We start from the raw sequence: 21,320 nt of genomic DNA on the forward strand, positions 1-21,320 counted from the left end.
GATCCGGGCTCACGCCGAGTCGTTGAGCAGCCGCGCCAGGTGTTGCCGCCCCGCCGCCAGCAGTCCGGGCAGCGGGGCCGCCGCCTCGTACCAGCGCTTCTCGTACTCCCAGCACAGCCAGCCGTCCCAGCCGTGCCGGGAGAGCACCTCCACGCACTCGGACAGGGGCAGGATCCCGGCGCCGAGCGGCAACGGGGTGGTGTCGTCGGCCGAGGCGATGTCCTTGACCTGGACATAGCCGAGGTGCGGGGCGAGCGCCGCGTAGCTCTCGGCGGGCTGCTCGCCGCCCAGCCAGGTGTGCATGACGTCCCAGAGCGAGCCGACCATGCGGTGGCCGACCGGACCGAGGATCCGGATCGCGGCGGCGCCGGTGCGGTGCGAGTCATGGGTCTCAAGGAGGACCCGCACACCGAGCGCGGAGGCGTCCTCGGCGACCGTGCCGAGCCGCCGGGCGGCGATCGCGTCGGACTCGGCGGCGGGCAGGTCCGGGTCGGCGCCGGGGAAGACGCGCACGTAGGAGGCGCCCAAGTCGTGGGCGAGCTGGAGGAGTCGGCGCGTCTCGTCGAGGACCGGGGCGTCCTCGCCGGGCGCCGCGACCCGCGCGTACCCGGCGACGCCCAGCACCTCCACCCCGGCCGCCTTGAACTCGGCGGCCACATCGGCGCGCGCGGCCGGGCCGAGGCCGGGATGCACGGGCTCCTCGGGGTGGGCGCGCAGCTCCACGCCGTGGTAGCCGTGGGCAGTGGCGAGCGCCAGCACGTCCGGCACCGGCAGACCGGGAACCCCGAGGGTGGAGAAGGCGAACCTCATGCTCACCAACCTACTTCTCACCGGCCGGTTCCGTGCAGGTCCAGCCGCCAGTCCTGGCCGACCAGGTCCTTGCCGAAGGAGCGGTGCGGTTTCTCGGCGGTGAGGACGAAGCCGTGGCGCTGGTAGATGCGGCGGGCGGCGGACAGGACGTCGTTGGTCCAGAGGACCAGGTCGCGGTAGCCGACCCCGCGTGCGAAGTCGATCACGGCGGTGACCAGCCGGTCCCCGACGCCGAGTCCCCGGGCGTCCGGCTCGACGAGCAGCAGCCGCAGCCGTGCGGTGCCCGGGGCGTCGTCCCGTACGCACATCACGCAGCCCACCGGCCGCCCGGCCCACTCGGCGATCCAGGTCCGCTCCAGGTGCGGGTCGTGGTCCTCGGCGTAGTCGGCGACGATCCGGGCGACCAGGCCCTCGTAATCGGCGTTGAAGCCGTACTCGGCGGCGTACAGGGCGGCGTTGCGCTGCACGATCCAGCCCAGGTCGCCGGGGTGCGGCTCGCGCAGCACGACCTCGCCGGGGCCCTCGGGGGCGTGCCCGTCACCGAGGATCGTGCGGATGGTGCGCATCGCATCGGCGAGGCGCGGCCGCTCGCCGGGGTCGACGGCGCCCAGCAGCGAGCCGACCGATTCCCGGGCCCGCTCGTCCAGCAGCCCGGCGGCGGCCCGGCCGCCCGGGGTGAGCGAGACGCGCCGCCGCCGCGGGTCCTTCTCCGAGGGGGCGCGCTCGACCAGCCCGGCCTCCTCGAACTTGTTGAGGATCCGGCTCAAGTAACCGGCGTCCAGTGCGAGATCGGACCGCAGGTCGGCCGCGTCGGTGTCGGTGGAGTGCGCGAGCTCGTACAGCACGCGGGCCTCGGTCAGGGTGTACGGGGCGTAGAGGTGGCGGCCGTAGTCGAGGGCGCCGATGAGGTTGGTGTAGAAGCGGTTGAAGGCACGGATGTCCTGGACGGTCATGGCTGGATTCCGATGTTTGACTGAGTCAGAGATACCGTGCCTCCGAGGCTATCCCGCCACCCCCTCCGGCCGGAAGGAGTCGGCTCGAACGGCGGTCCCGCAGGCTTTACTTGTTCTTGTTTACTTGGCCGTGGTCCTGCTTTTGACTTCATCGCGGCAGCGCCGTAGATTTGTACATGAACGTCACTAATGTCCGTTTCAACAAGGATGTGACGTGGTCCGCCGCAGAGCCCGAACGGGTGCGGAGAAACCCGGGCAATCGCGGGCGGCGGACGCGCTCGGAGCTGCGCGCAGGTTCCGGAGCGCACGCAGGGCGGCCGGCCCTCCTGACACGGCGGCCGTCGTTACACAACCACACCCTCGGAGAGGGGCGAAACCATGCGCGCGCACACCACACGTATGAAGAGGGTCGCCATTGCTGCGATTTCGGCACCCATCCTGGCGCTCGCCGCCGGAGCCGGAGTCGCCAGCGCGGCCACCCACGCGGCGCCTGACCACGTCGTCTCCTACCAGGACAACGGCGGTGGCGGCGGCGGTCACGGCGGCGGTGGCGGCGGTCACGGCGGCGGTGGCGGCGGCCATGGCGGCGGCGGTGGCTACGGCGGCGGTCACGGCGGAGGCGGCTACGGCGGCGGTGGCTATGGCGGCCACGGCGGCTACGGCGGAGGTGGCTACGGCGGCCACGGCGGCTACGGCGGAGGTGGCTACGGCGGCCACGGCGGCTACGGCGGCTGGGACGACGACTACGGCTGGAGCGGCCACGGCTACGGTGGCTGGGGCGGCGGTGGCTGGGGCGGAGGTGGCTGGGGAGACTAGCCAGGTCACAGCGTTTGAAGCTCCCTGACAGCAAAGGGTGGATCCGGGTGCCCGACCCTTGGGCACCCGGACCCATGCATCCCAACCCCTGCGGGCCCCCGGGTCCCGCGGCCGTGGAGGCGGTGACCGGATGAGGATCGTCTGTGCGGGCGGAGGCCCGGCCGGACTGTACTTCTCGATCTCGGCGAAACTGCGGGACGCCGGGCACGAGATCATCGTTCTGGAGGCGGACCCGCCCGAGGCCACCTACGGCTGGGGCGTCGTCTACTGGAGCGACCTGCTGGACATCCTGCACCGCAACGATCCCGAGAGCGCACGGGCGGTCAGCGCCGGCTCGGTGCTCTGGCAGCAGCAGGACATCCACGTGCACGGCAACCGGTACGACGGCACCGCGTACTTCGGCGGCTACGGCTACAGCATGGGCCGCGCCGCCCTCCTCGACGTCCTGACCCGGCGTGCGAAGTCCCTCGGCGTGGACGTACGGCACGGAGAGCGCCTCGCCGACCCCGCCGACCTGCCCGACGCCGACCTGATCCTGGCCGCCGACGGAGCCGGCAGCCGGATCAGGCAGAGCCGCGCCGAGCGCTTCGGCACCCGCCTGGAGACCGGCCGCAACCCCTTCATCTGGCTCGGCACGGACCGGCAGTTCGACAGCTTCGTGTTCGCCTTCGAGGAGACCGAGGCGGGCTGGATCTGGTTCCACGCCTACCCGTCGTTCAAGGGCGTCGGCACCTGCATCGTGGAGTGCTCCCCGGAGACCTGGCAGGGCCTCGGCCTGGACACGCTCGACGAGGAGGACGCCGTACCCCTGCTGGAGAAGATCTTCCACCGCGCACTCGACGGGCACTCCCTGATCAGCCGGTCGCGCGGGGCGCCCGCCAAGTGGCAGCGGTTCACGCACATCAGCAACAGGACCTGGGTCGACGACGGCGACGGCCGCCCCGTCGTGCTGGCCGGGGACGCCGCGCACACCACCCACTTCACGCTGGGCTCCGGCACCCGGCTGGCGATGATCGACGCGATCGTGCTGTCCGAAGCCCTCAAGGGCTTCCCGGATCCGCGGGTCGCGCTGCGCGAGTACGACAAGCGGCGCCGCGCGGAACTGCATCCCGTCCAGGCGGCGGCGCGCACCAGCATGGCCTGGTTCGAGCGGCTGGACGACTACCTGGACCGCGACCCGGTCGACTTCGCCTACGCGATGGCGGTCCGCCAGGGCGGCCACCAGTCCCCCTGGCGCTACCAGACCCACCTCGCCATCCAGCGCAAACCGGTACGCCGCGCCCGCCGGGCCTACGACACGGGCAAGCGCTGGTACCAGGACCGCAAACGCGGCGAGGCACCGCTGCCGCTGCTGAGCCGCTCCCTGCCGGAGGACCGCTGACGGTCGTCGGTCGGCTGCGGGCCGGTGGGGGCTTGTCGCGCAGTTCCCCGCGCCCCCAAAAGAAGGGGCGCCGCGCAACCCCCTGTTTTTCAGGGGCGCGGGGAACTGCGCGAGCAACCCCCACGCACCCGCAGCCGAAACACGACCCGGCGCGGCGGGAGCGGGCACGCCGGCCGGGACGGGAAGCCGTCGGGACGAGGGATGGTCGGGGGCACCTGAGCCGCGCCCCCCGGTGTCGGGGTTCTCGTCGCCGGTGGGTGGTCAGGTGCGGGGTACGCCCGAGGAGCCCCGCACCATCAGCTCCCCGCGGACCGTCGCGATCCCGCCCGGCGGCGGTTCCTCGCGGCCCATGGCGATGCGGCCGGCCCGCGCCCCCGCCTCCGCCAGCGGCAGCCGTACCGTCGTCAGCGACGGCACCGCGTCGATGCTGAACGGCAGGTCGTCGAAGCCGGCCACCGACACGTCCGCCGGGATCCGCAGCCCCGACTCCCGCAGCGCCGCGCACGCGCCGAGCGCGACGGAGTCGTTCGCCGCCACCACCGCGGTGAGCGACGGGTCCCGGCGCAGCAGCTCCAGCGTCGCCTCGTACCCCGCCCGGCGGTCGTACCGCCCGTGCACGGTCCAGCGCGGGTCCTCCTCGATGCCGGCCTCGGCCAGCGCCGCCCGGTGGCCCTCCAGACGGTGCCGGGTGGTGGTCCGCTCCTCGGGTCCCGCGATGTAGCCCAGCCGCCGGTGGCCGAGCCCGATGAGATGCTCGGTCAGCTGCTTGCCGCCGCCGCGGTTGTCGAAGGTCAGCGCCACCGCGTCGGTGTCCGGCGCCGGCGGGCGCCCGCACAGCACCACCCGGGTCCCCGCGTCCGCCAGCTTGCGCAGCTTCGCCGCCACCGCCGCTGCGTGCGGCGCGTTCTCCATCGCCCCGCCGGTCAGGATCACCGCCGCCGCCCGCTGCCGCTGCAGCAGGGTCAGGTACGTCAGCTCCCGCTCCGGCGACCCCCCGGTGTTGCAGGTCACCGCCAGCCGCTCGCCGCCCGCGCGCCCGCCGGGACCGCCGATCTCGGACTGGATCGCGCTCGCCATGATCCCGAAGAACGGGTCGGCGATGTCGTTGACCAGGATGCCGACCAGGTCGGAGGTGGCCGCCGCGAGCGCGCTCGCCGGCCCGTTGAGTACGTAGTCCAGCTCGTCCACCGCCCGCAGCACCCGTTCCCGGGTGGTCGCCGCCACGGGGTAGTTGCCGTTCAGTACGCGCGACACCGTCGCGGGCGAGACCTGGGCGCGGGCTGCCACGTCCGCCAGGGTCACCGTCATCTCGTCGTCCTCCGGTCGCGCATCTCGTCGTACGCCGTCGTACACAGGCCGATCAACAGCCAGCTCAAAGGAAGCCCCCTTGCCGTGCAGACCATAAGGCCATTCACTCCTGTTGTTCGCCCCCTCGAACAACTCGACCCCATCACGGTCTTGTACAGACCAGGGTTCAAAGGCTAGCTTCTGACCAGATAGAAAGCGCTTGCTGCGTTGCTGAGACGCACGCGGACGAAGGGAAACACGTGAACCGCAAGACGGTGCGTATCGCCATGAACGGCGTCACCGGGCGCATGGGCTACCGCCAGCACCTCGTCCGCTCGATCCTCGCCCTGCGCGAGCAGGGCGGACTCGACCTCGGCGACGGCACGGTGCTGTGGCCGGAACCGGTCCTCGTCGGCCGCCGCGAGTACGCGCTCCGCGAGATCGCCGACCGCCACGGTCTGTCCGACGAGCACATCTCGACGGACCTGTCGGCCGTCCTCGCCGACCCCACCATCGACATCTACTTCGACTCCCAGGTCACCTCGGCCCGCGAGGAGGCCCTCCAGCAGGCCATCGCCGCCGGGAAGCACATCTACACCGAGAAGCCGACGGCCACCTCCCTGGAGGGCGCCCTGGAGCTGGCCCGGCTCGCGCACGCCAAGGGCGTCAAGTCCGGTGTCGTCCAGGACAAGATCTTCCTGCCCGGTCTGCTGAAGCTGAAGCGGCTCATCGACGGCGGCTTCTTCGGCCGGATCCTGTCGGTCCGCGGCGAGTTCGGCTACTGGGTCTTCGAGGGCGACTGGCAGGAGGCGCAGCGCCCGTCCTGGAACTACCGCGCGGAGGACGGCGGCGGCATCGTCGTCGACATGTTCCCGCACTGGGAGTACGTCCTGCACGAGCTGTTCGGCCGGGTGAAGTCCGTCCAGGCCCTCACCGCCACCCACATCCCGCAGCGCTGGGACGAGAACGGCAAGCCCTACGATGCGACGGCGGACGACGCCGCGTACGGCATCTTCGAGCTCGACGGCGGCGCGATCGCCCAGATCAACTCCTCCTGGGCGGTCCGCGTCAACCGGGACGAACTGGTCGAGTTCCAGGTGGACGGCACCGAAGGCTCAGCGGTCGCCGGCCTCCGGAACTGCCGTGTCCAGCACCGCAGTGCGACCCCCAAGCCGGTCTGGAACCCGGACATCCCGGCCACCTACGCCTTCCGCGAGCAGTGGCAGGAGATCCCCGACAACACCGACTTCGACAACGGCTTCAAGGCCCAGTGGGAGCTGTTCCTCAAGCACGTCTACGCCGACGCCCCCTACCACTGGGACCTGCTGGCCGGCGCCCGCGGCGTGCAGCTCGCCGAGCTGGGCCTGAGGTCCTCGACGGAGGGCCGCCGCATCGACGTACCGGAGATCGAACTGTGACCATCCACCTCCCCGCCGCGGACGGGTCGGTGCGGGCGTACGAACCCCGCACCGAGCCGTTCGCGCTCACCCCGGGCACCCCCTTCACCTCGCGTACGGTCTTCTCGGCGGCGCACGTCGTCGCCGACCCGTTCGCCGACACGAACCCCGACGCGCCCGCCGCCGTCGACTGGGACGCCACCCTCGCCTTCCGCCGCCACCTGTGGTCGCACGGCCTGGGCGTCGCCGAGGCGATGGACACCGCCCAGCGTGGCATGGGCCTGGACTGGGCGGGCGCGGCCGAGCTGATCCGGCGCAGCGCCGCCGAGGCCCGTGCCGTCGGCGGCCGGATCGCCTGCGGGGTGGGGACGGACCAGATCACGGGCGGCTCCCTCGCGGAGATCCGGGCCGCGTACGAGGAGCAGCTCGCGCTCGTCGAGGAGTCGGGCGCCCAGGCCATCTTGATGGCCTCCCGGGCGCTCGCCGCCACGGCCACCGGCCCCGAGGACTACCTCGACGTCTACGGCCACCTGCTGCGCCAGGCCGCCGAGCCGGTGGTGCTGCACTGGCTGGGCCCGATGTTCGACCCGGCGCTGGCGGGCTACTGGGGCTCGGCCGACCTGGACACGGCCACCGACACCTTCCTGGAGGTCATCGCCGCCCACCCCGACAAGGTCGACGGCATCAAGGTCTCCCTGCTGGACGCGCAGCGCGAGGTCGACCTGCGCCGCCGTCTGCCGCAGGGCGTCCGCTGCTACACCGGCGACGACTTCAACTACCCCGAGCTGATCGCGGGCGACGAGCAGGGCTTCAGCCACGCCCTGCTCGGCATCTTCGACCCGCTGGGGCCGCTGGCGGCTCAGGCGGTCCGGCTCCTGGACACCGGTGACACGGCGGGCTTCCGCGGCCTTCTGGACCCCACCGTGGAGCTCTCCCGGCACCTCTTCCAGACCCCCACCCGCTTCTACAAGACGGGCGTGGTGTTCCTGGCCTGGCTGGCGGGTCACCAGACCCACTTCACCATGGTCGGCGGCCTGCAGTCGGCGCGCTCCCTGCCGCACTTCGCGCGCGCCTACGAACTCGCCGACGGCCTGGGCCTGTTCCCCGACCCGAAGCTGGCCGAGGACCGTATGAAGACCCTCCTCGCCCTGTACGGAGTCAACCAGTGACCGGCGACCTGTCCCGCTTCTCCATCAACCAGATGACCGTCAAGCAGCTGTCGCTGCCCGAACTGGCCGAGGCCTGCCTGGAACTGGGCGTGCCGGGCGTCGGCCTGTGGCGCGAGCCGGTCCGGTCGTACGGCCTCGACGCCACCGCCAAGCTGGTCCGCGAGGCGGGCCTGACCGTCACCACCCTGTGCCGGGGCGGCTTCCTCACGGCGACCGACCCGGCCGAGCGCGCCGCCGCGCTCGCCGACAACCGGCGGGCGGTCGAGGAGGCCGCGACCCTCGGCACGGACACCCTGGTCCTGGTCTCCGGCGGCCTGCCGGCCGGCTCCAGGGACCTGCACGGGGCCCGGGAGCGGATCGCCGACGCCCTCGCCGAACTCGGCCCCTACGCCGAACAGCACGGCGTCCGCCTGGCCATCGAGCCCCTGCACCCGATGTTCGCCTCCGACCGCTGCGTGGTCTCCACCCTCACCCAGGCGCTGGACCTCGCGGAACGCTTCCCGGCCCACCAGGTCGGGGTCACGGTCGACACGTACCACATCTGGTGGGACGACCAGGCACCCGCGCAGATCGCCCGGGCCGGTGCGGGCGGCCGCATCCACACCTTCCAACTCGCCGACTGGACCACCCCGTTGCCGGAGGGCGTCCTCAACGGCCGCGGCCAGATCGGCGACGGTGCGATCGACATGCGGGAGTGGAAGGGGTATGTGGAGGCGGCCGGTTACACCGGTCCCATCGAGGTCGAACTGTTCAACGACGGGCTGTGGGCGAGGGACGGCCGCGAGGTGCTGGCGGAGACGGCGAACCGGTTCGTGCAGCACACGGCGGACTGACGGCCGGTGGCCTGCCCGCGTCCTGTGATGACGGGCAGGCCACGCCCCTAATATCGGGGTGACACCCGAGCGAACGGACGCCGCCGACCATGTACGTCAGCCGGATCATCGTGGAGGACATCAAGTCCTTCCACGGCCCCCGCGAAGTCGACCTCACGCTGACCCGCCCGGACGGAAGTCACGCCGGGTGGACGGTGCTCGCCGGGCGCAACGGCTCGGGCAAGACGACGCTGCTGCGGGCCATGGCACTGGCGCTCACCGGGCCCGGGGTGGCCCGCAGTCTGGTGCCTCAGTTCGAGAACTGGGTGACGGAGGAGCGAACGGCGGGTCTGGTCGAGGTCGAGATCAGCCGTGACACGCAGCACGACCGGTTCTCGCAGGGCCGTCCGCCCGCTGGTGCGTTCTGGGCCGGGTTGAGTTGGAAGACGCCCCGCGACGGCATCGCAGGCAGGGTTCCGATCCGCCGGGGCGTCCTGTCCGGACCCGACGAGATCAGGTACACCAAGGCACAGACGAGCATCGCCCGCCGCGGTCCCTGGGCCGACGGTCCCGCGGGCTGGTTCTCCGCGGCCTACGGGCCGTTCCGGCGGATGGCCGGCGGCTCGGGCGAGGTGCAGCGGCTGATGCTGGCGTCCGGGCCCGTGGCCAGGCACACGAGCCTCTTCCACGAGGACGCCTCCCTCGCCGAAGGCGTCACCTGGCTGATCGAGCAGCATCTGCGCGCGCTGGAAAGAAGATCGGGCGCCCAGGGACTGAAGGAGTTCGCACTGGCGCTGCTCGGAGACGGGCTGCTGCCGGACGGGTACCGGATCGACGACGTCGACTCCGAGGGCCTGTGGGTCGAACGGCACGGCAGCCGCTTCCCGCTGCGGGAGATGAGCGACGGGTTCCGCACGGTGGCGGCACTCGTCGTCGACATCCTCAAGCAGCTGCACGACGTGTTCGGCGACGACCTGTGGGAGTCCCGTCCCCGGGCGGCCGACGGGGAGCCGATCGCGCTGATGACGCCCGGGGTCGTCATCATCGACGAGATCGACGCCCATCTGCACGTCTCCTGGCAGCGCCGGATCGGGCCCTGGCTGACCGCCCACTTCCCCCGCATCCAGTTCATCGTCACCACGCACAGCCCCTACATCTGCCAGGCGGCCGACCCCGGCGGCCTGATCCGGCTGCCGGGCGTGGACGAGGCGCGCCCGCCCGAGGTCATCGACCAGGACCTGTACGACCGCGTGGTGTACGGCAGCGGCGACGACGCCGTGCTCTCCGACCTCTTCGGTCTCGACACGCCCTACTCCGAGCGGGCCGAGCAGGTGAGGGCCGAGTTCGTGGAGCTGGAGGCGGAGATCTACGACGGCGCCCCGTCGGCGGAGTCGCTCGCCCGCTACCGGGAACTCAAGGGGCGGCTCGCCAGCTCGCCGTCGGCCCGCGTGGACGAGGTGGGTGCGCACCTCCGACGGATCGCGGAGGAGATCAAGGACGAAGCGGAGTGATCCGGCTTCGGCGTGCCGTCCTGCCGGCGGACACGGCGGAACGGCTGAGGGACTACACGGACGACATCCGGCAGCAGGCCACGGAGAAGGAACGCAAGGACAGGGCGAAGGAGCTCTGGGAGAGCCGTCGGCGGGTCCGCCCCGCACTTCTCATGGGGCTCGCGGAGATGGCTCCCGGCCACGAACGCTGCATGTACTGCGGTGACGGCCAGGGCACGGACATCGACCACTTCGAACCGAAGAGTCTCGCTCCGCTGCGTACCTTCGACTGGCTCAACCACCTGCTCGCCTGCTCGTTCTGCAACAGCAACCAGAAACGGAACCTCTTCCCCACCGCGGCCGACGACAGCCCCCTGCTCGTCGACCCGACGGCCGAGGACCCCTTGGACCACCTACGGCTGGTGCTCCCGCTGGGGACGTACCAGGGCCTGACCGACCGGGGGCGGGCCTGCATCGAGGTGTTCGGCCTCAACGCGAGAGCGGTCCTGGTCAAGGGACGCGTGGACGCCTACTGGACGGCCAGGGACTCCATCGAACTGTGGCGCACAGCCATGGACAAGGGCCAACGTGACAAGGCGAAGCGGATCGTCCGGGTCGCCTGGGACCGCCCCCTCATCGATGTTCTGGTAACGATGTTCCACCAGTCCGGCCATCCGGCGGCCGATGCCCTGTTCGCGGGGGAGGAGGAGGTCCTCGACCTCCTCCGCGATTCCGAACTGCGGTCTGCTTTCCTGCACTTCCGGGGTGTCAGCTACTGATACGACCGCCCCGCACGGCCCCGACGAACGCGGCCCAGCCGCCGGACGAGAAGACCAGCGCCGGGCCGGTCACGTCCTTGCTGTCGCGGACGGGCACGCCGATATGGCCACGGGCTGCTTCCAGGCACTCGCCCTGGCTGCCGCCGCTGTAGCTGGACTTGTACCACCCGGTGAGGGTGGACGCATCAGAGACGGTGTGCTCACTACTGGACATGTGCGTGTTCCTCCGCTGCCGCTCTGACGAGTGCAAGTGACTCCTGCTGCGACAACGTTCAGCAGACCAAGACCACCGTCACCCGGCATCACGGTGCTGCTGTGGCGATCGGACGGCGTGGCCTGGGACACAGGATCGGCGTCGGCCAGGTGTGACCGCACCCGACCAGAGGATCGGGCGGCGGAGAGCTACCAGCCAGGCCGTATCCCTCCCCAGGCCGCGCGGGACCACGGGCCCACCCACGACAGCGGGCACGCCCCACCAGGGTGGCAAGACCCGACCGTGCCGAAGTGACCAGCCCGTGCTGTTCCCCGGCCTCGAAGACCGCTCGCGAGGTCACCAGGCCCCAACCGGCCCGGTTCATGGCGAGTTGGCCGACACGCTGGCCGACTCCCACAGGAACGGTTGACCCTCGACCTTGTGCAGGGCCCAGAGTGCCTGGTGTGGAGAACGACATGCGCAGCATCGGGGAGACGGCCCGCGACAGCGGCCTGGGTGTGAGTGCCCTGCGGTTCTACGACCGGGCCGGTGTGCTGGTGCCTGCCTGGGTGGATCCGGTGAGCGGATACCGCTGGTACGAGCCCGGACAGGTGGAGGAGGCCCGGGTGCTGGCCCGCCTGCGTCGCGCCGGGATGCCGCTGGCGGACATCCGTCTGGTGCTGGCCGGCTGGTCCGGCCCGGACACCGATCTGGTCCGGAAGCTGCTCACGGCACACCTGCGCCGTCTCGAACAGGGGCTGTCCGATGCCCGCGCCGAGTTCTCCGCGCTCCGAGCACTACTCGATCAACGGGAGAATGCCATGACCTCGCTCCGCACCGCCTCCGTCCGCCTGTCCGTCGCCTCGCCGGAGCTGGCAGCCGCGCTGGACACGGTTCGTTTCGCGGCGAGCACCGACCCCGAGCTGCCGATGCTCGGCGGGGTTCTGTTCGACATCGAGGGCGAGAGCCTTCGTGCCGTGGCCACCGACCGGTACCGGATGGCGTTCGCGCGGACCGCTGTCGCCGGGCACGACGGGGGCCGGGTGCAGGTCATCGTGCCCACTCCGCTCGCCGACGCGATGCGGGCGCTCTTGGACGGCGAGGGATCTGCGCGACTCTCTCTCGACGGTGACCGCGTGACACTGGAGGCCGGGGACCGGCAGGCGGGCGGCCGGTGCCTCGACCATGACTTCCCCGACTACCGCCGTCTCCTGCCCCGGGCCGGCGGACGCCGCGCCGTCGTCGAGGTGGCGGCCTTCCGGCACGCTCTGGAGACGGGTCCGGTCCGCTCCGAGGGGTCCGGGGCACCCGACCTCAGCGTGCTCCGGGTGGAGGACGGCGGGGCGGTGACCCTCTGCGCCGATGGCGACGGAGCCGATGCCGGCGAAGACCCGAACCGTGTCGCCGTCAACCGTGAGTTCCTGCTGGCCGCGCTGGCCGCCGGGGCCCGTGAGCGGCTGATTCTGGAGTTCGGCGCGTCCACGGCGCCGATCGTGATCCGCCGGCCCGAGGACGAGGGCGCCTTCTCGCTCCTGATGCCGGTCCGGCTGGAGAACTGACGGTACGTTCACGCTGCGGGGAGCCGGAACCTGTGTGAGGAGTTCTTCACACAGGTTTTCTTTATTTTCCCTGCTCAGCGTTTGCGGCATTTCACATTTGCTGTGGCTCACCTGTCAGTTCAGGTTTTTTGCAATTGCTCGGAACCGGGTCCGGCCAGGTCGTGTCTATAGGATTCGAGTCAGCCGCAAGGGGCGAGCAAAGGGCCCGACATTGCGGTTGGAAAAGGCAATTAAAAACCAAGGAGCTCTCTGTGAACATGCGTATCGCCGCCGTTGCCGTGGCCTCCGCCGCGCTCGTCGCCGCCGGTGCCACCGCCGCCGTCGCCGCCCCGGCCCCGGCCTCCTCGATCACCCTCAAGGCGAGCGCCGCCACCGTCAAGCTGGGCGATGTCGTCACCTTCACCGGCAAGGTCGACGGCATCAAGGAGGGCAGCAAGGTGACCCTCCAGGTCAAGGACGGCAAGAAGTGGGTCTCGCTGCCCGCGACGGCGAAGGTCTCCAAGGCGGCCTACAAGCTCACCGACAAGTTCGACAAGAAGGGTGTCGAGGTCCTGCGCGTCAAGGACGGCAGCACCGTCTCCAAGAACGTGTCCGTCACGGTCCGCTGAATTCGCCCACGGCACGCTGACGCCGAATACGTCGGTTTCCCCTGACCGACGGCCCTGAGATCCTGCCCCACCCCGTCCGATCCGGGGTGGGGCAGGTGTCGTGGGGGCGCTCACGCGCTCGCCGAATCCTATGGATCCTATGGGTGACCTGTCTTTACGGCTTCCTTAGATTGTCGTTAATTGACGCAGGCGTGGTGGTCGCGCTGGGGCGGGACCCGGCCGCCTTCGGCTGTGTGGGCACGGCGGGGCATCGGCGGAGTCAAATCGGCGGTCGCGTTGTCGGTGTCGTGCTGCACGACTCCCGCCACCTCGTCGGCGCTGTCGACTGCGCACCAGTGGAATAGGGCAGATCGGTCACCGACGGCAAGCACGACTATGAGGCGGGCGACGGGTGGTGAGGGCATCGGCGCTGTTCGGGATGCGGCCGTGGCAATTTGGTTTCGGCATCGTTCACGGGCGAGACCATCCGGCCCACGTTTGTGATTCCGAATCCTGCCGTTCATCTCTCCTCAGAAGACATGGTGTTCGACAGCGGGTGGTCCTGTCCGCCTGCTACTTGACCCTGAGCGAGTGAGTACCGGGCCGGCGTCCGCCTCGCAGCTGTAGCCGACGATCGTGAAGCCCCGCGCGAGGTGCCAGATGAGCCCCGGTCGGGCCTCGTCGTCGACCGACAGGGGGCTTCCCTGCCCCAGGATCTCGACACTGACGCCTGGAGTGTCCCCGCCGCATTCGGCGAGGCGGTGCTCGTAGAGCATGCCGCCGATGCCCATGCCTCGGAACCGGGGGAGGACTTCGGACGAGCACAGGTACACCCCCATGGCGCGGACGGCCGTCCCGTCCAAGGCCACATAGGTGTGCCGATACTGTTGGTACCAGGAGGTGCAGCCGATCACCTGACCCCGATGACGGGCGTAGAGGACGCTCTGGCCCGGGGCGAGGCGATGGGCGGTGCGCGCGGAGGCGAGGCTGTTCAGAGTCGTCCGGTCCGCGAATCCGAGAAAGGCGGCCGGCCACGGGTGCTCCAGTCGCTCTATGAGGACTTCGCTCTTGTCGATCAACAAATTCCCCCAGCTCCCGGGTCCGGTGTCCTACCAGCCGGTGCGGAACCGCGTTGTCCTGAATTCCTTGAGCATGGGTCTGCCCGGCATCAACTGAGGCACGTTCATGCCCCAGTTCGGGTTGCCCTCCAGTACGACGGGCCCGCGGTCGGACAGCCCCACGTCCCAGCCGACCGATCCGACGCAGGGGAAAAGGTCGTGTGCCCTCGTGCACATGTGCCGGACGGCGTCCGCCCGCGTCGGGGGCAGGACGTAGGTGCACGGGCCTCGGTGCACGCCCTGTGCGTCCAGGCCGGCCCCGCAGGACCCGTCTTCGTGGACCAGGTGCGCGAGCCCACCCTGTCTGCGGTTGGCCGCCACGGTTCCGGGCGCGCCGCGGAACAGGACCATGCCCACTGCCTCCGTGTGTCCCCCGAGCCTTGAGGTGACAACTCGCAGAGTCGGCAGGGCCGTGTCCCCGGAATCCGCGAACCAGACCTCTGGGCTGAGCAGTTCTTCCGCCACCAGGCGACCGGAGCGGACCAGCTCCGTCAGCACGACGCCTGCGGTCTCCGGCTCAGGACGCGAGTGGGCGGCCCACACGGACTCTCCCTGCAGCCCGAAGCGGTCCTTCAGCATCCAGCGTGTCCCGTGCGGGACGGTCGTGTGCGAGAACTCCAGAGAACCCCCGATGACCTCTTCGGTTCCCTTCCACACGCGCGTTTCCGGGCTGAGGGGTATCTGATGCGGGACGTCGATTCCCGCGTCACTCAGCCGTCGGTTGCACTCCGCCTTGTCGTTGAGCAGCGCGGCAGCCACGGCGCAGTTGTTCCAGTCGCGGTATTCCGTGCGGCGTGCCCTTGGCACCACACCGCGCAGAGCGTCGAGGTCCCGTCGGCCGCACTTGCGGAGCGCCGCGACATCACGGCTGTCGCAACTCGTGCGCAGCGCCATGAACACGGCGTCCCGTACCGGGTACTCCTGCGCTATCGCCTGTCGGTGGCGCCAGACATCCATCGCGCCCTTGATCCCGTAGAGGAGAGAGCGCAGTGCTCGACCTGCGGCCGTCGGACCGGTCGTCGCGGTAAGGACGGTTCCCCAGGCCAGACGAGGGGCGTTCGCGCGCGTCAGTTGCCGTCGGTGCGACCCGCACACGAACCGGATGGCCAGCCACTGTGGCAACGGACGAGCCGGCGCCCCGGAGGCGCTAGTCATGGACCATCATGCGCGACCGCTCCTGTGCGACGTCCGACCAGCTGCGCAGTACCCGGTTTCTGACGGTGCGTGACTGCGCGGCCTCGAACTCGGACACCGCTGCGGACACCGGGCCCGGGCCCTCCGGTATCCGCCCGGTCTCAAGGAACTCACGGAGCTGGGTCAGAGCGGTGCCGTCCAGGCCGGATCGGACGAACGCTTCGTAGTTCAGCCGGAGGAAGGATGCCGGGTTGCCCACCACGAGTTGCCCTATGCCGACCGTGCGGGTCACCACGGCGGCCATGCCGGCGAAGGACCAATGACCCATCACGGTGCGGGGATGCAACGAACTGCCGATCCCCAGGCCACTCCAGTCGAGCAGGACGCTGTGGCCCCCCACGGAGCAGTTGACCGACAAGGTGACCTGGGAGCCGACGCACGAGTCGTGAGCGAGCAGGCTGCCTGCGCCCACAGAGCTGTTGTCGCCGATCACCGTGGCCTGGCCGACCGGGGCATGCATCACGGCGTGTTCTCCGAAGTAGTTGCCGGAGCCGATGCAGACCCTGCCCTTCCTCTGCCGGGCCGTGCCCTGGCGGTGAGCCTGGCGGCACCGACCGCCGATGACCGAGTACGCGCCGAAGAAGTTGTCGTCTCCGATGACCGCGGGGCCGGAGATCACCACGCCCTGCTCGAAGGTGTTCCGGCGGCCCATCTCGATGTCGCCGATTATTGTCGGCCCCTTGGCCACGGCAGCCCCCCTTCACCAACCGGGTATGTCCAAGGCTTTGCGCACTTCGCCGGTACATGTTCTGATCAGGTCGATCGTCTCTTCTGACAGCGTCGGCTTCAGCCGGGGCGCGGAGCGCCGCCACTGACTGACGATCTCGCCGAAGCCGTCCCTGCGGGCATGATCGGGCAGGTGCTCGTAAGCCCAGAGCGAGACGTCCCAGTCGGCCGCGCGCAGGGCCAGATACTCCTCGGCGGTCTTCCGCCAGCGCTCCGCGTAGAAGACGGCGTACCAGGAGTCCGGGCCGCCGTACTGGGCGGCGATGTCCCCGTGCCGGTCGGGGTCGCACATCGAGCGATAGGCCGCAGCAGGTTCACGGAGGACGAAGACGATGCGTCGCCGGGTGGTGTGCCGCAGGAGTTGCTGCTCCGCCCACGTGCTGAGGACTGCGGTGGTGGCAGCGGCGGCGGACAGACGGTCGAGGTAGTGCTGGATACCGGCGACACCGGGTCTGTCCAGCGTGAAGCCATCGGCTCGCCGTGCGAACTCGTCGTGTTGCGCTTTGCGGCCCTGTTTCACCCAATGGCGATGGTGCACGATGTCGGGCTTGTTGTGCACGGTCATGCCGAACCGTTCCAAGGCATGTCTGAGGTAGGTGGAGCCGGAGCCTCCCATGCCGCAGAAGACCACCGGATCAGACGAGTTCAAAGCGATCACCGTCCGAGAGGATCCGAACCTCGGACCCGCAGCCCTGGAACACGCTCAGCATGGCGTCGTCCTCGGACGAGGGGGTTCCGATGTGGGTCAGCAGGACGGACTGCAACGAGTCGCGCTTACGCACCAGTTCGGCGATGTCTGCGGCACCTGCGTGCCCGGCGTTTCCGGACAGGCCGCCACCGCAGTCGACGACGAATGTCCGCACCGAATCGTCCACCGCACCCGCCAGCCGGTCGTCACAGACGGCGTCGCCGGAGAACAGGGTGTCGAGCACCCGGTAGCCAAGGGCTTCGGTGCCCGCATGGGTGACAGGGAACGCGGTGGCGCGCAGTCCTGCGAGGCCTTCCAGGTCGCTGGTTCGGTCCGCTGCGGCAGGCCTCCAGTCGATGCGGGGGGCGTTGCGCCGCTCCTCCAGCCCGAAGGGAGCGAGCAGAGACCTCGCGATGCGGATCGTCTCGCTCGTGCCGTGGACGGCGAGTGGCTCCTCGCGGAACAGCCCCAGCATCCACAACGAGTGGATCAGGCTGGGAAGACCGTAGACATGGTCGACGTGGCCGTGGGTGAGCAAGAGGTGACGCAACGCCCCGGGGTCGAGGCCGCGACGCATGATCTCGTGTGCGGGACTGCCACTGCAGTCGACAGCCAGCAGCGAGCCGCCGACTTCCACGATGTACGAGGAGTTGGCCCGCCCCGCGCTGGGCTTGGCCGATCCGCTTCCCAGCACGTGAACCGTGCCCGTGACGTGTGCTTGTTCCACTTCTTCCCTCTCACCTTCCCTCTTCGAGTTCCTGCCAGTTGCGCACGCTGGAGTTGCGCTCCGCGAACAGACGGTCGATGTCGAGTGAACGACGTCCCGCCTCCACCGCTTCGCGGATCGCCGTGACCCGCTTGCGGACGTTCCTCCGGTCGAGACCGCCCCGGAAGATCGGGGTCATGGTGTGCAGCAGTACCGGATCACCGACCGCGGCGGCGTATTCGTAGGCCACCCGCGGCTCGACGCCGCCGGTGAGCGCCGGCAGGCTGGCCTTTCGGTTGCTTCGCCTGCTCAGCAGCGGCATTATCGCCTCGTAGAGCGTTCCGGCGCGCAGGGCGGGAACGCTCAACAGGCCTATGTTGACCACGTCTCCGCCCATGGCGTGGATCATCGAGGCATAGGCGGACTGGCTCCAGGAAGTGCGCCCCGAGGGGTAGGCGGTGAGCGTGTAGGCGAAGATCGGTACGTTCCAGGCCCGCAGGTATTCGAGGACGGAGAACCCCATCGCAACCGGACACATGCGGATGCCGATCGTGATGTTGGGGAGCCGTGGCTGCAGCGTCGTGGCGATCTTCTCGACCAGTTGGACCGCGTATTCGAGTCGGCTCGTTGCGTTGAAGAAGAGCACGACCGGGTGGTCGTCCGTCGCCTCCTCCGCTACAGCCGCACTGCGTGTGGTCAGTTCCTGGTCGCTCACATTCAGACTGAGGTCCGTGATGACCTGTACACCGGCTCGTACGAGGGTGCGGCTCACCTCGTTCCATGCCTGACGGGCGGCCGTCTTCGGTACCGGCACCGAGAGCCATGGCGCAGGTCTGGCGGACGCGTCCAGAAGGCCCGTGCCGCGGGCCGGGCCGGGAAAGAAAGTGCCGTCACCGAGGTATCTGAACGCGCTGAGTCGCACGTTCCTGATGGCTGGATCGCGGAAACTCGTCCCCGCGAGCAGGGCGGCCAGCCCCGCCGCGCCGCGCTCTGCCATCCCGAAGGAACCGAGTTCCAGTTCGACGCTCAGAGACAGCCTCAGGTCGTCCTGAGTGGTGTTCGTGCGGTAGGTCATGTCGATCTCGGCCTGGTTGTCGGTCCGGTGGGCCAGCAGTCCCGCCCGGACGGTGGCTACGATCTGGTCCACGTGGGAGGACGGGGCGAGGACGAGGTCGTACTCCAGGCGCAGCGTCATGCCGGCTCCATCGGGCCGACGAGTGCCCAGAGCACGGTGACGGTCGTGGTGACGTTGAGAGCCACCGCCCATGGGCCCAGTGCCGTGTAGTGGGCCGCGGCAGTCGCGATGACGAACGCGAGGAGAGCAAACGCCGCAGCGAACTGGAACCGGACCGAGCGACGCCACATGCGCGCGTTTCCCCCTGGAGTCTTCGGCGTCACCGACGTGCGCAAGGCAGCCAGTGCCACAAAGACTGTTGTGGCGGTGCCGTCGAACTGGGAGAGCAGCCCCATGACAGTGGTGTCGCTGCTGATCGACATGCGCTCGGTCGCCTCGTGCAAGGCGAGGGTCACGAGGAGCATCACGACGACGGGCACCCATAACACACGGGCGTAGAACTTGATACGCACCTCCGGCCGCGTCAGTAGGACCGGACGAACGGGCCGCTCGCGTCGAGTGCGTCGCTGACCCTGAGCGCGCGCAGCGGTGGCATCACCGTGGAGGCCTCTTGCGGGGTCATCCACGCCACATCCGTAGCCTCGTCCGAGACACCGGGTTCACCCTGCACCACGTGGCAGAGGAACGCGATGGATATCGTGCGACGAGGAATGTTCTTGTAGACGCCGGTCAGTCTCACCGGAAGCACGGTGACTCCCGTTTCTTCGAAAACCTCGCGGACAACTCCCTGCTGCAGTCCTTCGCCAACCTCCAGCAGCCCTCCCGGCGGTACCCAGGTGCCGTCGTCCGCTCTCTTGATCGTGAGCAGACGACCGTCGTCCCTCAGAACGATGCCGGTGACGCTGACGGCATGAAGCGGTGCCACGAGATCGGAATCCACATGCGCTCCCCTACAGTCCACCGCATTCTAGCTAGGCGTGACATGAGTCACGCAAGACGCGAGTCGTGGAACGAAGCCCGTGGCCGAGCACGGCATACGGAACGGCGATCCGCGCCACGGGACGGAGACCGAGAAATCCTGTTCCGGCGTACAACCCTCCCCCCACCCCGCCGGTCTCACTTGGCGTCAGGGCTTTCGGAGGGGGATCCGGGGGGATCACGGGGGTTCTGATACGGAGGGGGAAAGCCGAGGGGACCCGGTCGACGGACCGGGTCCCCTCGAACATGTCCGGCTCAGGCCGGGGGTCAGAAGAACACCCCGCACCGCAGCAGCACGTTCGCGTACGGCCGGGCCTCGCCCGTGCGTACGACAAGACGCGCGTCCGCCGACAGTTCCTTCAGCCGTTCGTGCGGGACCAGGGCCAGGTCGGGAAAGCGGCCGTCCAGCAGCCCGGCGGCGGCCGGGTTGGCCTCGCGCAGCTCCGTCGCCGCCGTCGCGCCCTCCACGACCAGCTCCGCCAGCAGCCCGTCCAGCACCTCCGCGAAGGACGGCACCCCGGCCCGGAAGGCGAGGTCCACGACCCGCGGGCCCCGCGGGATCGGCATCCCGGCGTCGCAGACCAGCACCCGGTGCCCGTGCCCCAACTCGGCGAGCGCGCCGGCGAGATGACGGTTGAGGATCCCCGCCCTCTTCACAGCGCGTCGACCTCCGCCGCCGTCGGGTACGACTCCTGCGCACCCCGCTTCGTCACCGCCGCCGCCCCGACCCGGGCCGCGTACGCCGCCGCCTCGGCAAGGGTGGCGCCCCCGCCGAGCCGTACCGCGAGGGCCGCCGTGAACGCGTCCCCGGCGCCCGTGGTGTCCACCGCGTCCACCTTCACGGACGGCACCGACGCGACCCCGTGGCCGTCGGCCACCAGCGCACCCTCCGCGCCCAGGGTCACGACCACCGACTTCGGGCCCTTGGCGAGCAGGAGCCGCGCCCAGTCGGCCGGTTCCTCGCTCACGCACGCCTCGCCGAGGATCACCTTCGCCTCGTGCTCGTTCACGATCAGCGGGTCGCAGGCCGCCAGGACCTCACGGGGGAGGGGCTGGGGCGGGGAGGGGTTGAGGACGAAACGGCTGTCGGGGGCCAGGTTCCGTACGACCTCAAGGACCGTCTCCAGCGGGATCTCCAGCTGCGCGGACACCGCCCGGGAGGCGTGGAAGAGGCTGCCCGCGGCCCGGACGTCCGCCGGCGCGAGACGGCCGTTGGCGCCCGGGGACACCACGATGCTGTTGTCGCCGGAGGGGTCCACGGTGATCAGCGCGACGCCCGTCGGCGCCCCGCCCACCAGCACGCCCACCGTGTCCACACCGGCCGCCCGCTGCGAGTCGAGCAGCAGCCTGCCGTGCGCGTCGTCGCCGACCCGGGCCAGCAGGGCGGTACGGGCACCGAGCCGGGCGGCCGCGACCGCCTGGTTGGCGCCCTTGCCGCCGGGGTGCGTGGCGAGGGCGCCGCCGAGCACGGTCTCACCGGCGGCCGGCCGCCGCTCGACCCCGATCACCAGGTCGGCGTTGGCCGAGCCGACGACCAGGAGGTCGTAGTCGTACATCACAAGACTCCCTAGACACATGGGTTGAGGCGGCCGGGGCTCAATT

The 21,320-nt window shown here is 70.2% G+C and carries 23 protein-coding genes; 9 read left to right on the top strand and 14 right to left on the bottom strand.

Going from position 1 to position 21,320, the window contains the following annotated elements; translation table 11 throughout:
- Window positions 1–9: 9 nt before the first annotated feature.
- Together ACFWPS_RS33910 and ACFWPS_RS33915 are read right to left on the bottom strand one after the other, a co-directional pair.
- Window positions 10–810: a sugar phosphate isomerase/epimerase family protein gene (locus tag ACFWPS_RS33910; RefSeq protein WP_383712185.1), complete on the bottom strand. Its 801-nt coding sequence runs from the start codon at window positions 808–810 to the stop codon at window positions 10–12.
- 17 nt (window positions 811–827) lie between these two features.
- Window positions 828–1,763, bottom strand: a complete 936-nt coding sequence (locus ACFWPS_RS33915) for a GNAT family N-acetyltransferase (protein ID WP_383712188.1) — start codon at window positions 1,761–1,763, stop codon at window positions 828–830.
- 378 nt (window positions 1,764–2,141) lie between these two features.
- On the opposite strand from ACFWPS_RS33915, the gene ACFWPS_RS33920 reads away from it, so the two are divergent.
- Window positions 2,142–2,579 carry a hypothetical protein gene (locus tag ACFWPS_RS33920; RefSeq protein ID WP_383712191.1) on the top strand — a complete coding sequence of 146 codons (438 nt, stop codon included), beginning with the start codon at window positions 2,142–2,144 and terminating at the stop codon, window positions 2,577–2,579.
- 130 nt (window positions 2,580–2,709) lie between these two features.
- The gene (locus ACFWPS_RS33925) at window positions 2,710–3,960 is read left to right on the top strand and encodes an FAD-dependent monooxygenase (RefSeq protein WP_383712193.1); all 1,251 of its coding nucleotides are present in this window, start codon (window positions 2,710–2,712) and stop codon (window positions 3,958–3,960) included.
- Window positions 3,961–4,221: 261 nt separating this feature from the next.
- Here ACFWPS_RS33925 and ACFWPS_RS33930 read toward each other — a convergent pair whose 3' ends face one another.
- Window positions 4,222–5,268: a LacI family DNA-binding transcriptional regulator gene (locus tag ACFWPS_RS33930; RefSeq protein WP_383712196.1), complete on the bottom strand. Its 1,047-nt coding sequence runs from the start codon at window positions 5,266–5,268 to the stop codon at window positions 4,222–4,224.
- A gap of 239 nt (window positions 5,269–5,507) precedes the next feature.
- Here ACFWPS_RS33930 and ACFWPS_RS33935 point away from each other — a divergent pair, with 239 nt between their 5' ends.
- The 5 genes from ACFWPS_RS33935 (at window position 5,508) to ACFWPS_RS33955 (ending at window position 10,894) form a co-directional block, all read left to right on the top strand.
- Entirely contained in the window at window positions 5,508–6,665 is a 1,158-nt protein-coding gene (locus ACFWPS_RS33935) for a Gfo/Idh/MocA family protein (RefSeq protein WP_383712198.1), read from the top strand.
- On the top strand, window positions 6,662–7,813 hold the full coding sequence (locus ACFWPS_RS33940; protein ID WP_383712201.1) for a dihydrodipicolinate synthase family protein: 1,152 nt from the start codon (window positions 6,662–6,664) through the stop codon (window positions 7,811–7,813). The genes ACFWPS_RS33935 and ACFWPS_RS33940 overlap by 4 nt, the downstream gene beginning before the upstream one ends.
- A gap of 32 nt (window positions 7,814–7,845) precedes the next feature.
- The gene (locus ACFWPS_RS33945; RefSeq protein ID WP_383712325.1) at window positions 7,846–8,646 is read left to right on the top strand and encodes a sugar phosphate isomerase/epimerase family protein; all 801 of its coding nucleotides are present in this window, start codon (window positions 7,846–7,848) and stop codon (window positions 8,644–8,646) included.
- Between the two features lie 89 nt (window positions 8,647–8,735).
- Window positions 8,736–10,136, top strand: coding sequence for an AAA family ATPase (locus ACFWPS_RS33950; protein WP_383712204.1), 1,401 nt, complete (start codon window positions 8,736–8,738; stop codon window positions 10,134–10,136).
- Window positions 10,133–10,894, top strand: coding sequence for an HNH endonuclease (locus ACFWPS_RS33955; RefSeq protein WP_383712206.1), 762 nt, complete (start codon window positions 10,133–10,135; stop codon window positions 10,892–10,894). The genes ACFWPS_RS33950 and ACFWPS_RS33955 overlap by 4 nt, the downstream gene beginning before the upstream one ends.
- Here ACFWPS_RS33955 and ACFWPS_RS33960 read toward each other — a convergent pair.
- On the bottom strand, window positions 10,884–11,108 hold the full coding sequence (locus tag ACFWPS_RS33960; RefSeq protein WP_383712209.1) for a DUF397 domain-containing protein: 225 nt from the start codon (window positions 11,106–11,108) through the stop codon (window positions 10,884–10,886). The two genes, ACFWPS_RS33955 and ACFWPS_RS33960, sit on opposite strands and share 11 nt — an antisense overlap.
- 455 nt (window positions 11,109–11,563) lie before the next feature.
- Between ACFWPS_RS33960 and ACFWPS_RS33965 the strand changes: the two genes are divergently transcribed.
- Together ACFWPS_RS33965 and ACFWPS_RS33970 are read left to right on the top strand one after the other, a co-directional pair.
- Window positions 11,564–12,646 (top strand): MerR family transcriptional regulator, encoded by a 1,083-nt coding sequence (locus tag ACFWPS_RS33965; protein WP_383712212.1) that lies wholly within the window; start codon window positions 11,564–11,566, stop codon window positions 12,644–12,646.
- 257 nt (window positions 12,647–12,903) lie between these two features.
- Window positions 12,904–13,254 (top strand): hypothetical protein, encoded by a 351-nt coding sequence (locus tag ACFWPS_RS33970; RefSeq protein ID WP_383712327.1) that lies wholly within the window; start codon window positions 12,904–12,906, stop codon window positions 13,252–13,254.
- A gap of 509 nt (window positions 13,255–13,763) precedes the next feature.
- Here ACFWPS_RS33970 and ACFWPS_RS33975 read toward each other — a convergent pair.
- The 10 genes from ACFWPS_RS33975 to ACFWPS_RS34020 all read right to left on the bottom strand — a co-directional run bounded on the left by ACFWPS_RS33975 (window position 13,764) and on the right by ACFWPS_RS34020 (window position 21,274).
- Window positions 13,764–14,312 carry a GNAT family N-acetyltransferase gene (locus tag ACFWPS_RS33975; RefSeq protein ID WP_383712215.1) on the bottom strand — a complete coding sequence of 183 codons (549 nt, stop codon included), beginning with the start codon at window positions 14,310–14,312 and terminating at the stop codon, window positions 13,764–13,766.
- A 30-nt stretch (window positions 14,313–14,342) separates the two neighbouring features.
- Window positions 14,343–15,308 carry a sugar-transfer associated ATP-grasp domain-containing protein gene (locus tag ACFWPS_RS33980; RefSeq protein WP_383712217.1) on the bottom strand — a complete coding sequence of 322 codons (966 nt, stop codon included), beginning with the start codon at window positions 15,306–15,308 and terminating at the stop codon, window positions 14,343–14,345.
- A gap of 190 nt (window positions 15,309–15,498) precedes the next feature.
- Window positions 15,499–16,233, bottom strand: coding sequence for a hypothetical protein (locus ACFWPS_RS33985; RefSeq protein ID WP_383712220.1), 735 nt, complete (start codon window positions 16,231–16,233; stop codon window positions 15,499–15,501).
- A gap of 12 nt (window positions 16,234–16,245) precedes the next feature.
- Window positions 16,246–16,836 (bottom strand): hypothetical protein, encoded by a 591-nt coding sequence (locus ACFWPS_RS33990; RefSeq protein WP_383712223.1) that lies wholly within the window; start codon window positions 16,834–16,836, stop codon window positions 16,246–16,248.
- Window positions 16,837–16,906: 70 nt separating this feature from the next.
- Window positions 16,907–17,686 (bottom strand): MBL fold metallo-hydrolase, encoded by a 780-nt coding sequence (locus ACFWPS_RS33995; protein WP_383712225.1) that lies wholly within the window; start codon window positions 17,684–17,686, stop codon window positions 16,907–16,909.
- A gap of 10 nt (window positions 17,687–17,696) precedes the next feature.
- Complete coding sequence (locus ACFWPS_RS34000) at window positions 17,697–18,860, bottom strand: hypothetical protein (RefSeq protein ID WP_383712228.1); 1,164 nt, start codon at window positions 18,858–18,860, stop codon at window positions 17,697–17,699.
- Complete coding sequence (locus tag ACFWPS_RS34005) at window positions 18,857–19,252, bottom strand: hypothetical protein (protein ID WP_383712231.1); 396 nt, start codon at window positions 19,250–19,252, stop codon at window positions 18,857–18,859. Before ACFWPS_RS34005 ends, ACFWPS_RS34000 begins: the two co-directional genes overlap by 4 nt.
- Before the next feature lie 11 nt (window positions 19,253–19,263).
- Window positions 19,264–19,680, bottom strand: coding sequence for an NUDIX hydrolase (locus ACFWPS_RS34010; protein WP_383712234.1), 417 nt, complete (start codon window positions 19,678–19,680; stop codon window positions 19,264–19,266).
- Between the two features lie 305 nt (window positions 19,681–19,985).
- Window positions 19,986–20,375 carry a D-ribose pyranase gene (rbsD, locus tag ACFWPS_RS34015; protein WP_383712237.1) on the bottom strand — a complete coding sequence of 130 codons (390 nt, stop codon included), beginning with the start codon at window positions 20,373–20,375 and terminating at the stop codon, window positions 19,986–19,988.
- Window positions 20,372–21,274, bottom strand: a complete 903-nt coding sequence (locus ACFWPS_RS34020; protein ID WP_383712240.1) for a ribokinase — start codon at window positions 21,272–21,274, stop codon at window positions 20,372–20,374. Before ACFWPS_RS34020 ends, rbsD begins: the two co-directional genes overlap by 4 nt.
- Between the last annotated feature and the right edge of the window lie 46 nt (window positions 21,275–21,320).

The organism is Streptomyces sp. NPDC058457, from assembly GCF_042720695.1.
Lineage (GTDB): Bacteria > Actinomycetota > Actinomycetes > Streptomycetales > Streptomycetaceae > Streptomyces.

Coding starts and splice junctions, on each gene's coding strand:
- ACFWPS_RS33910 (WP_383712185.1), bottom strand. CDS start 810: ATGAGGTTCGCCTTCTCCACCCTCGGGGTTCCCGGTCTGCCGGTGCCG.
- ACFWPS_RS33915 (WP_383712188.1), bottom strand. CDS start 1,763: ATGACCGTCCAGGACATCCGTGCCTTCAACCGCTTCTACACCAACCTC.
- ACFWPS_RS33920 (WP_383712191.1), top strand. CDS start 2,142: ATGCGCGCGCACACCACACGTATGAAGAGGGTCGCCATTGCTGCGATT.
- ACFWPS_RS33925 (WP_383712193.1), top strand. CDS start 2,710: ATGAGGATCGTCTGTGCGGGCGGAGGCCCGGCCGGACTGTACTTCTCG.
- ACFWPS_RS33930 (WP_383712196.1), bottom strand. CDS start 5,268: ATGACGGTGACCCTGGCGGACGTGGCAGCCCGCGCCCAGGTCTCGCCC.
- ACFWPS_RS33945 (WP_383712325.1), top strand. CDS start 7,846: ATGACCGTCAAGCAGCTGTCGCTGCCCGAACTGGCCGAGGCCTGCCTG.
- ACFWPS_RS33950 (WP_383712204.1), top strand. CDS start 8,736: ATGTACGTCAGCCGGATCATCGTGGAGGACATCAAGTCCTTCCACGGC.
- ACFWPS_RS33960 (WP_383712209.1), bottom strand. CDS start 11,108: ATGTCCAGTAGTGAGCACACCGTCTCTGATGCGTCCACCCTCACCGGG.
- ACFWPS_RS33965 (WP_383712212.1), top strand. CDS start 11,564: ATGCGCAGCATCGGGGAGACGGCCCGCGACAGCGGCCTGGGTGTGAGT.
- ACFWPS_RS33970 (WP_383712327.1), top strand. CDS start 12,904: ATGCGTATCGCCGCCGTTGCCGTGGCCTCCGCCGCGCTCGTCGCCGCC.
- ACFWPS_RS33980 (WP_383712217.1), bottom strand. CDS start 15,308: ATGGATGTCTGGCGCCACCGACAGGCGATAGCGCAGGAGTACCCGGTA.
- ACFWPS_RS33990 (WP_383712223.1), bottom strand. CDS start 16,836: ATGACCGTGCACAACAAGCCCGACATCGTGCACCATCGCCATTGGGTG.
- ACFWPS_RS34000 (WP_383712228.1), bottom strand. CDS start 18,860: ATGACGCTGCGCCTGGAGTACGACCTCGTCCTCGCCCCGTCCTCCCAC.
- ACFWPS_RS34020 (WP_383712240.1), bottom strand. CDS start 21,274: ATGTACGACTACGACCTCCTGGTCGTCGGCTCGGCCAACGCCGACCTG.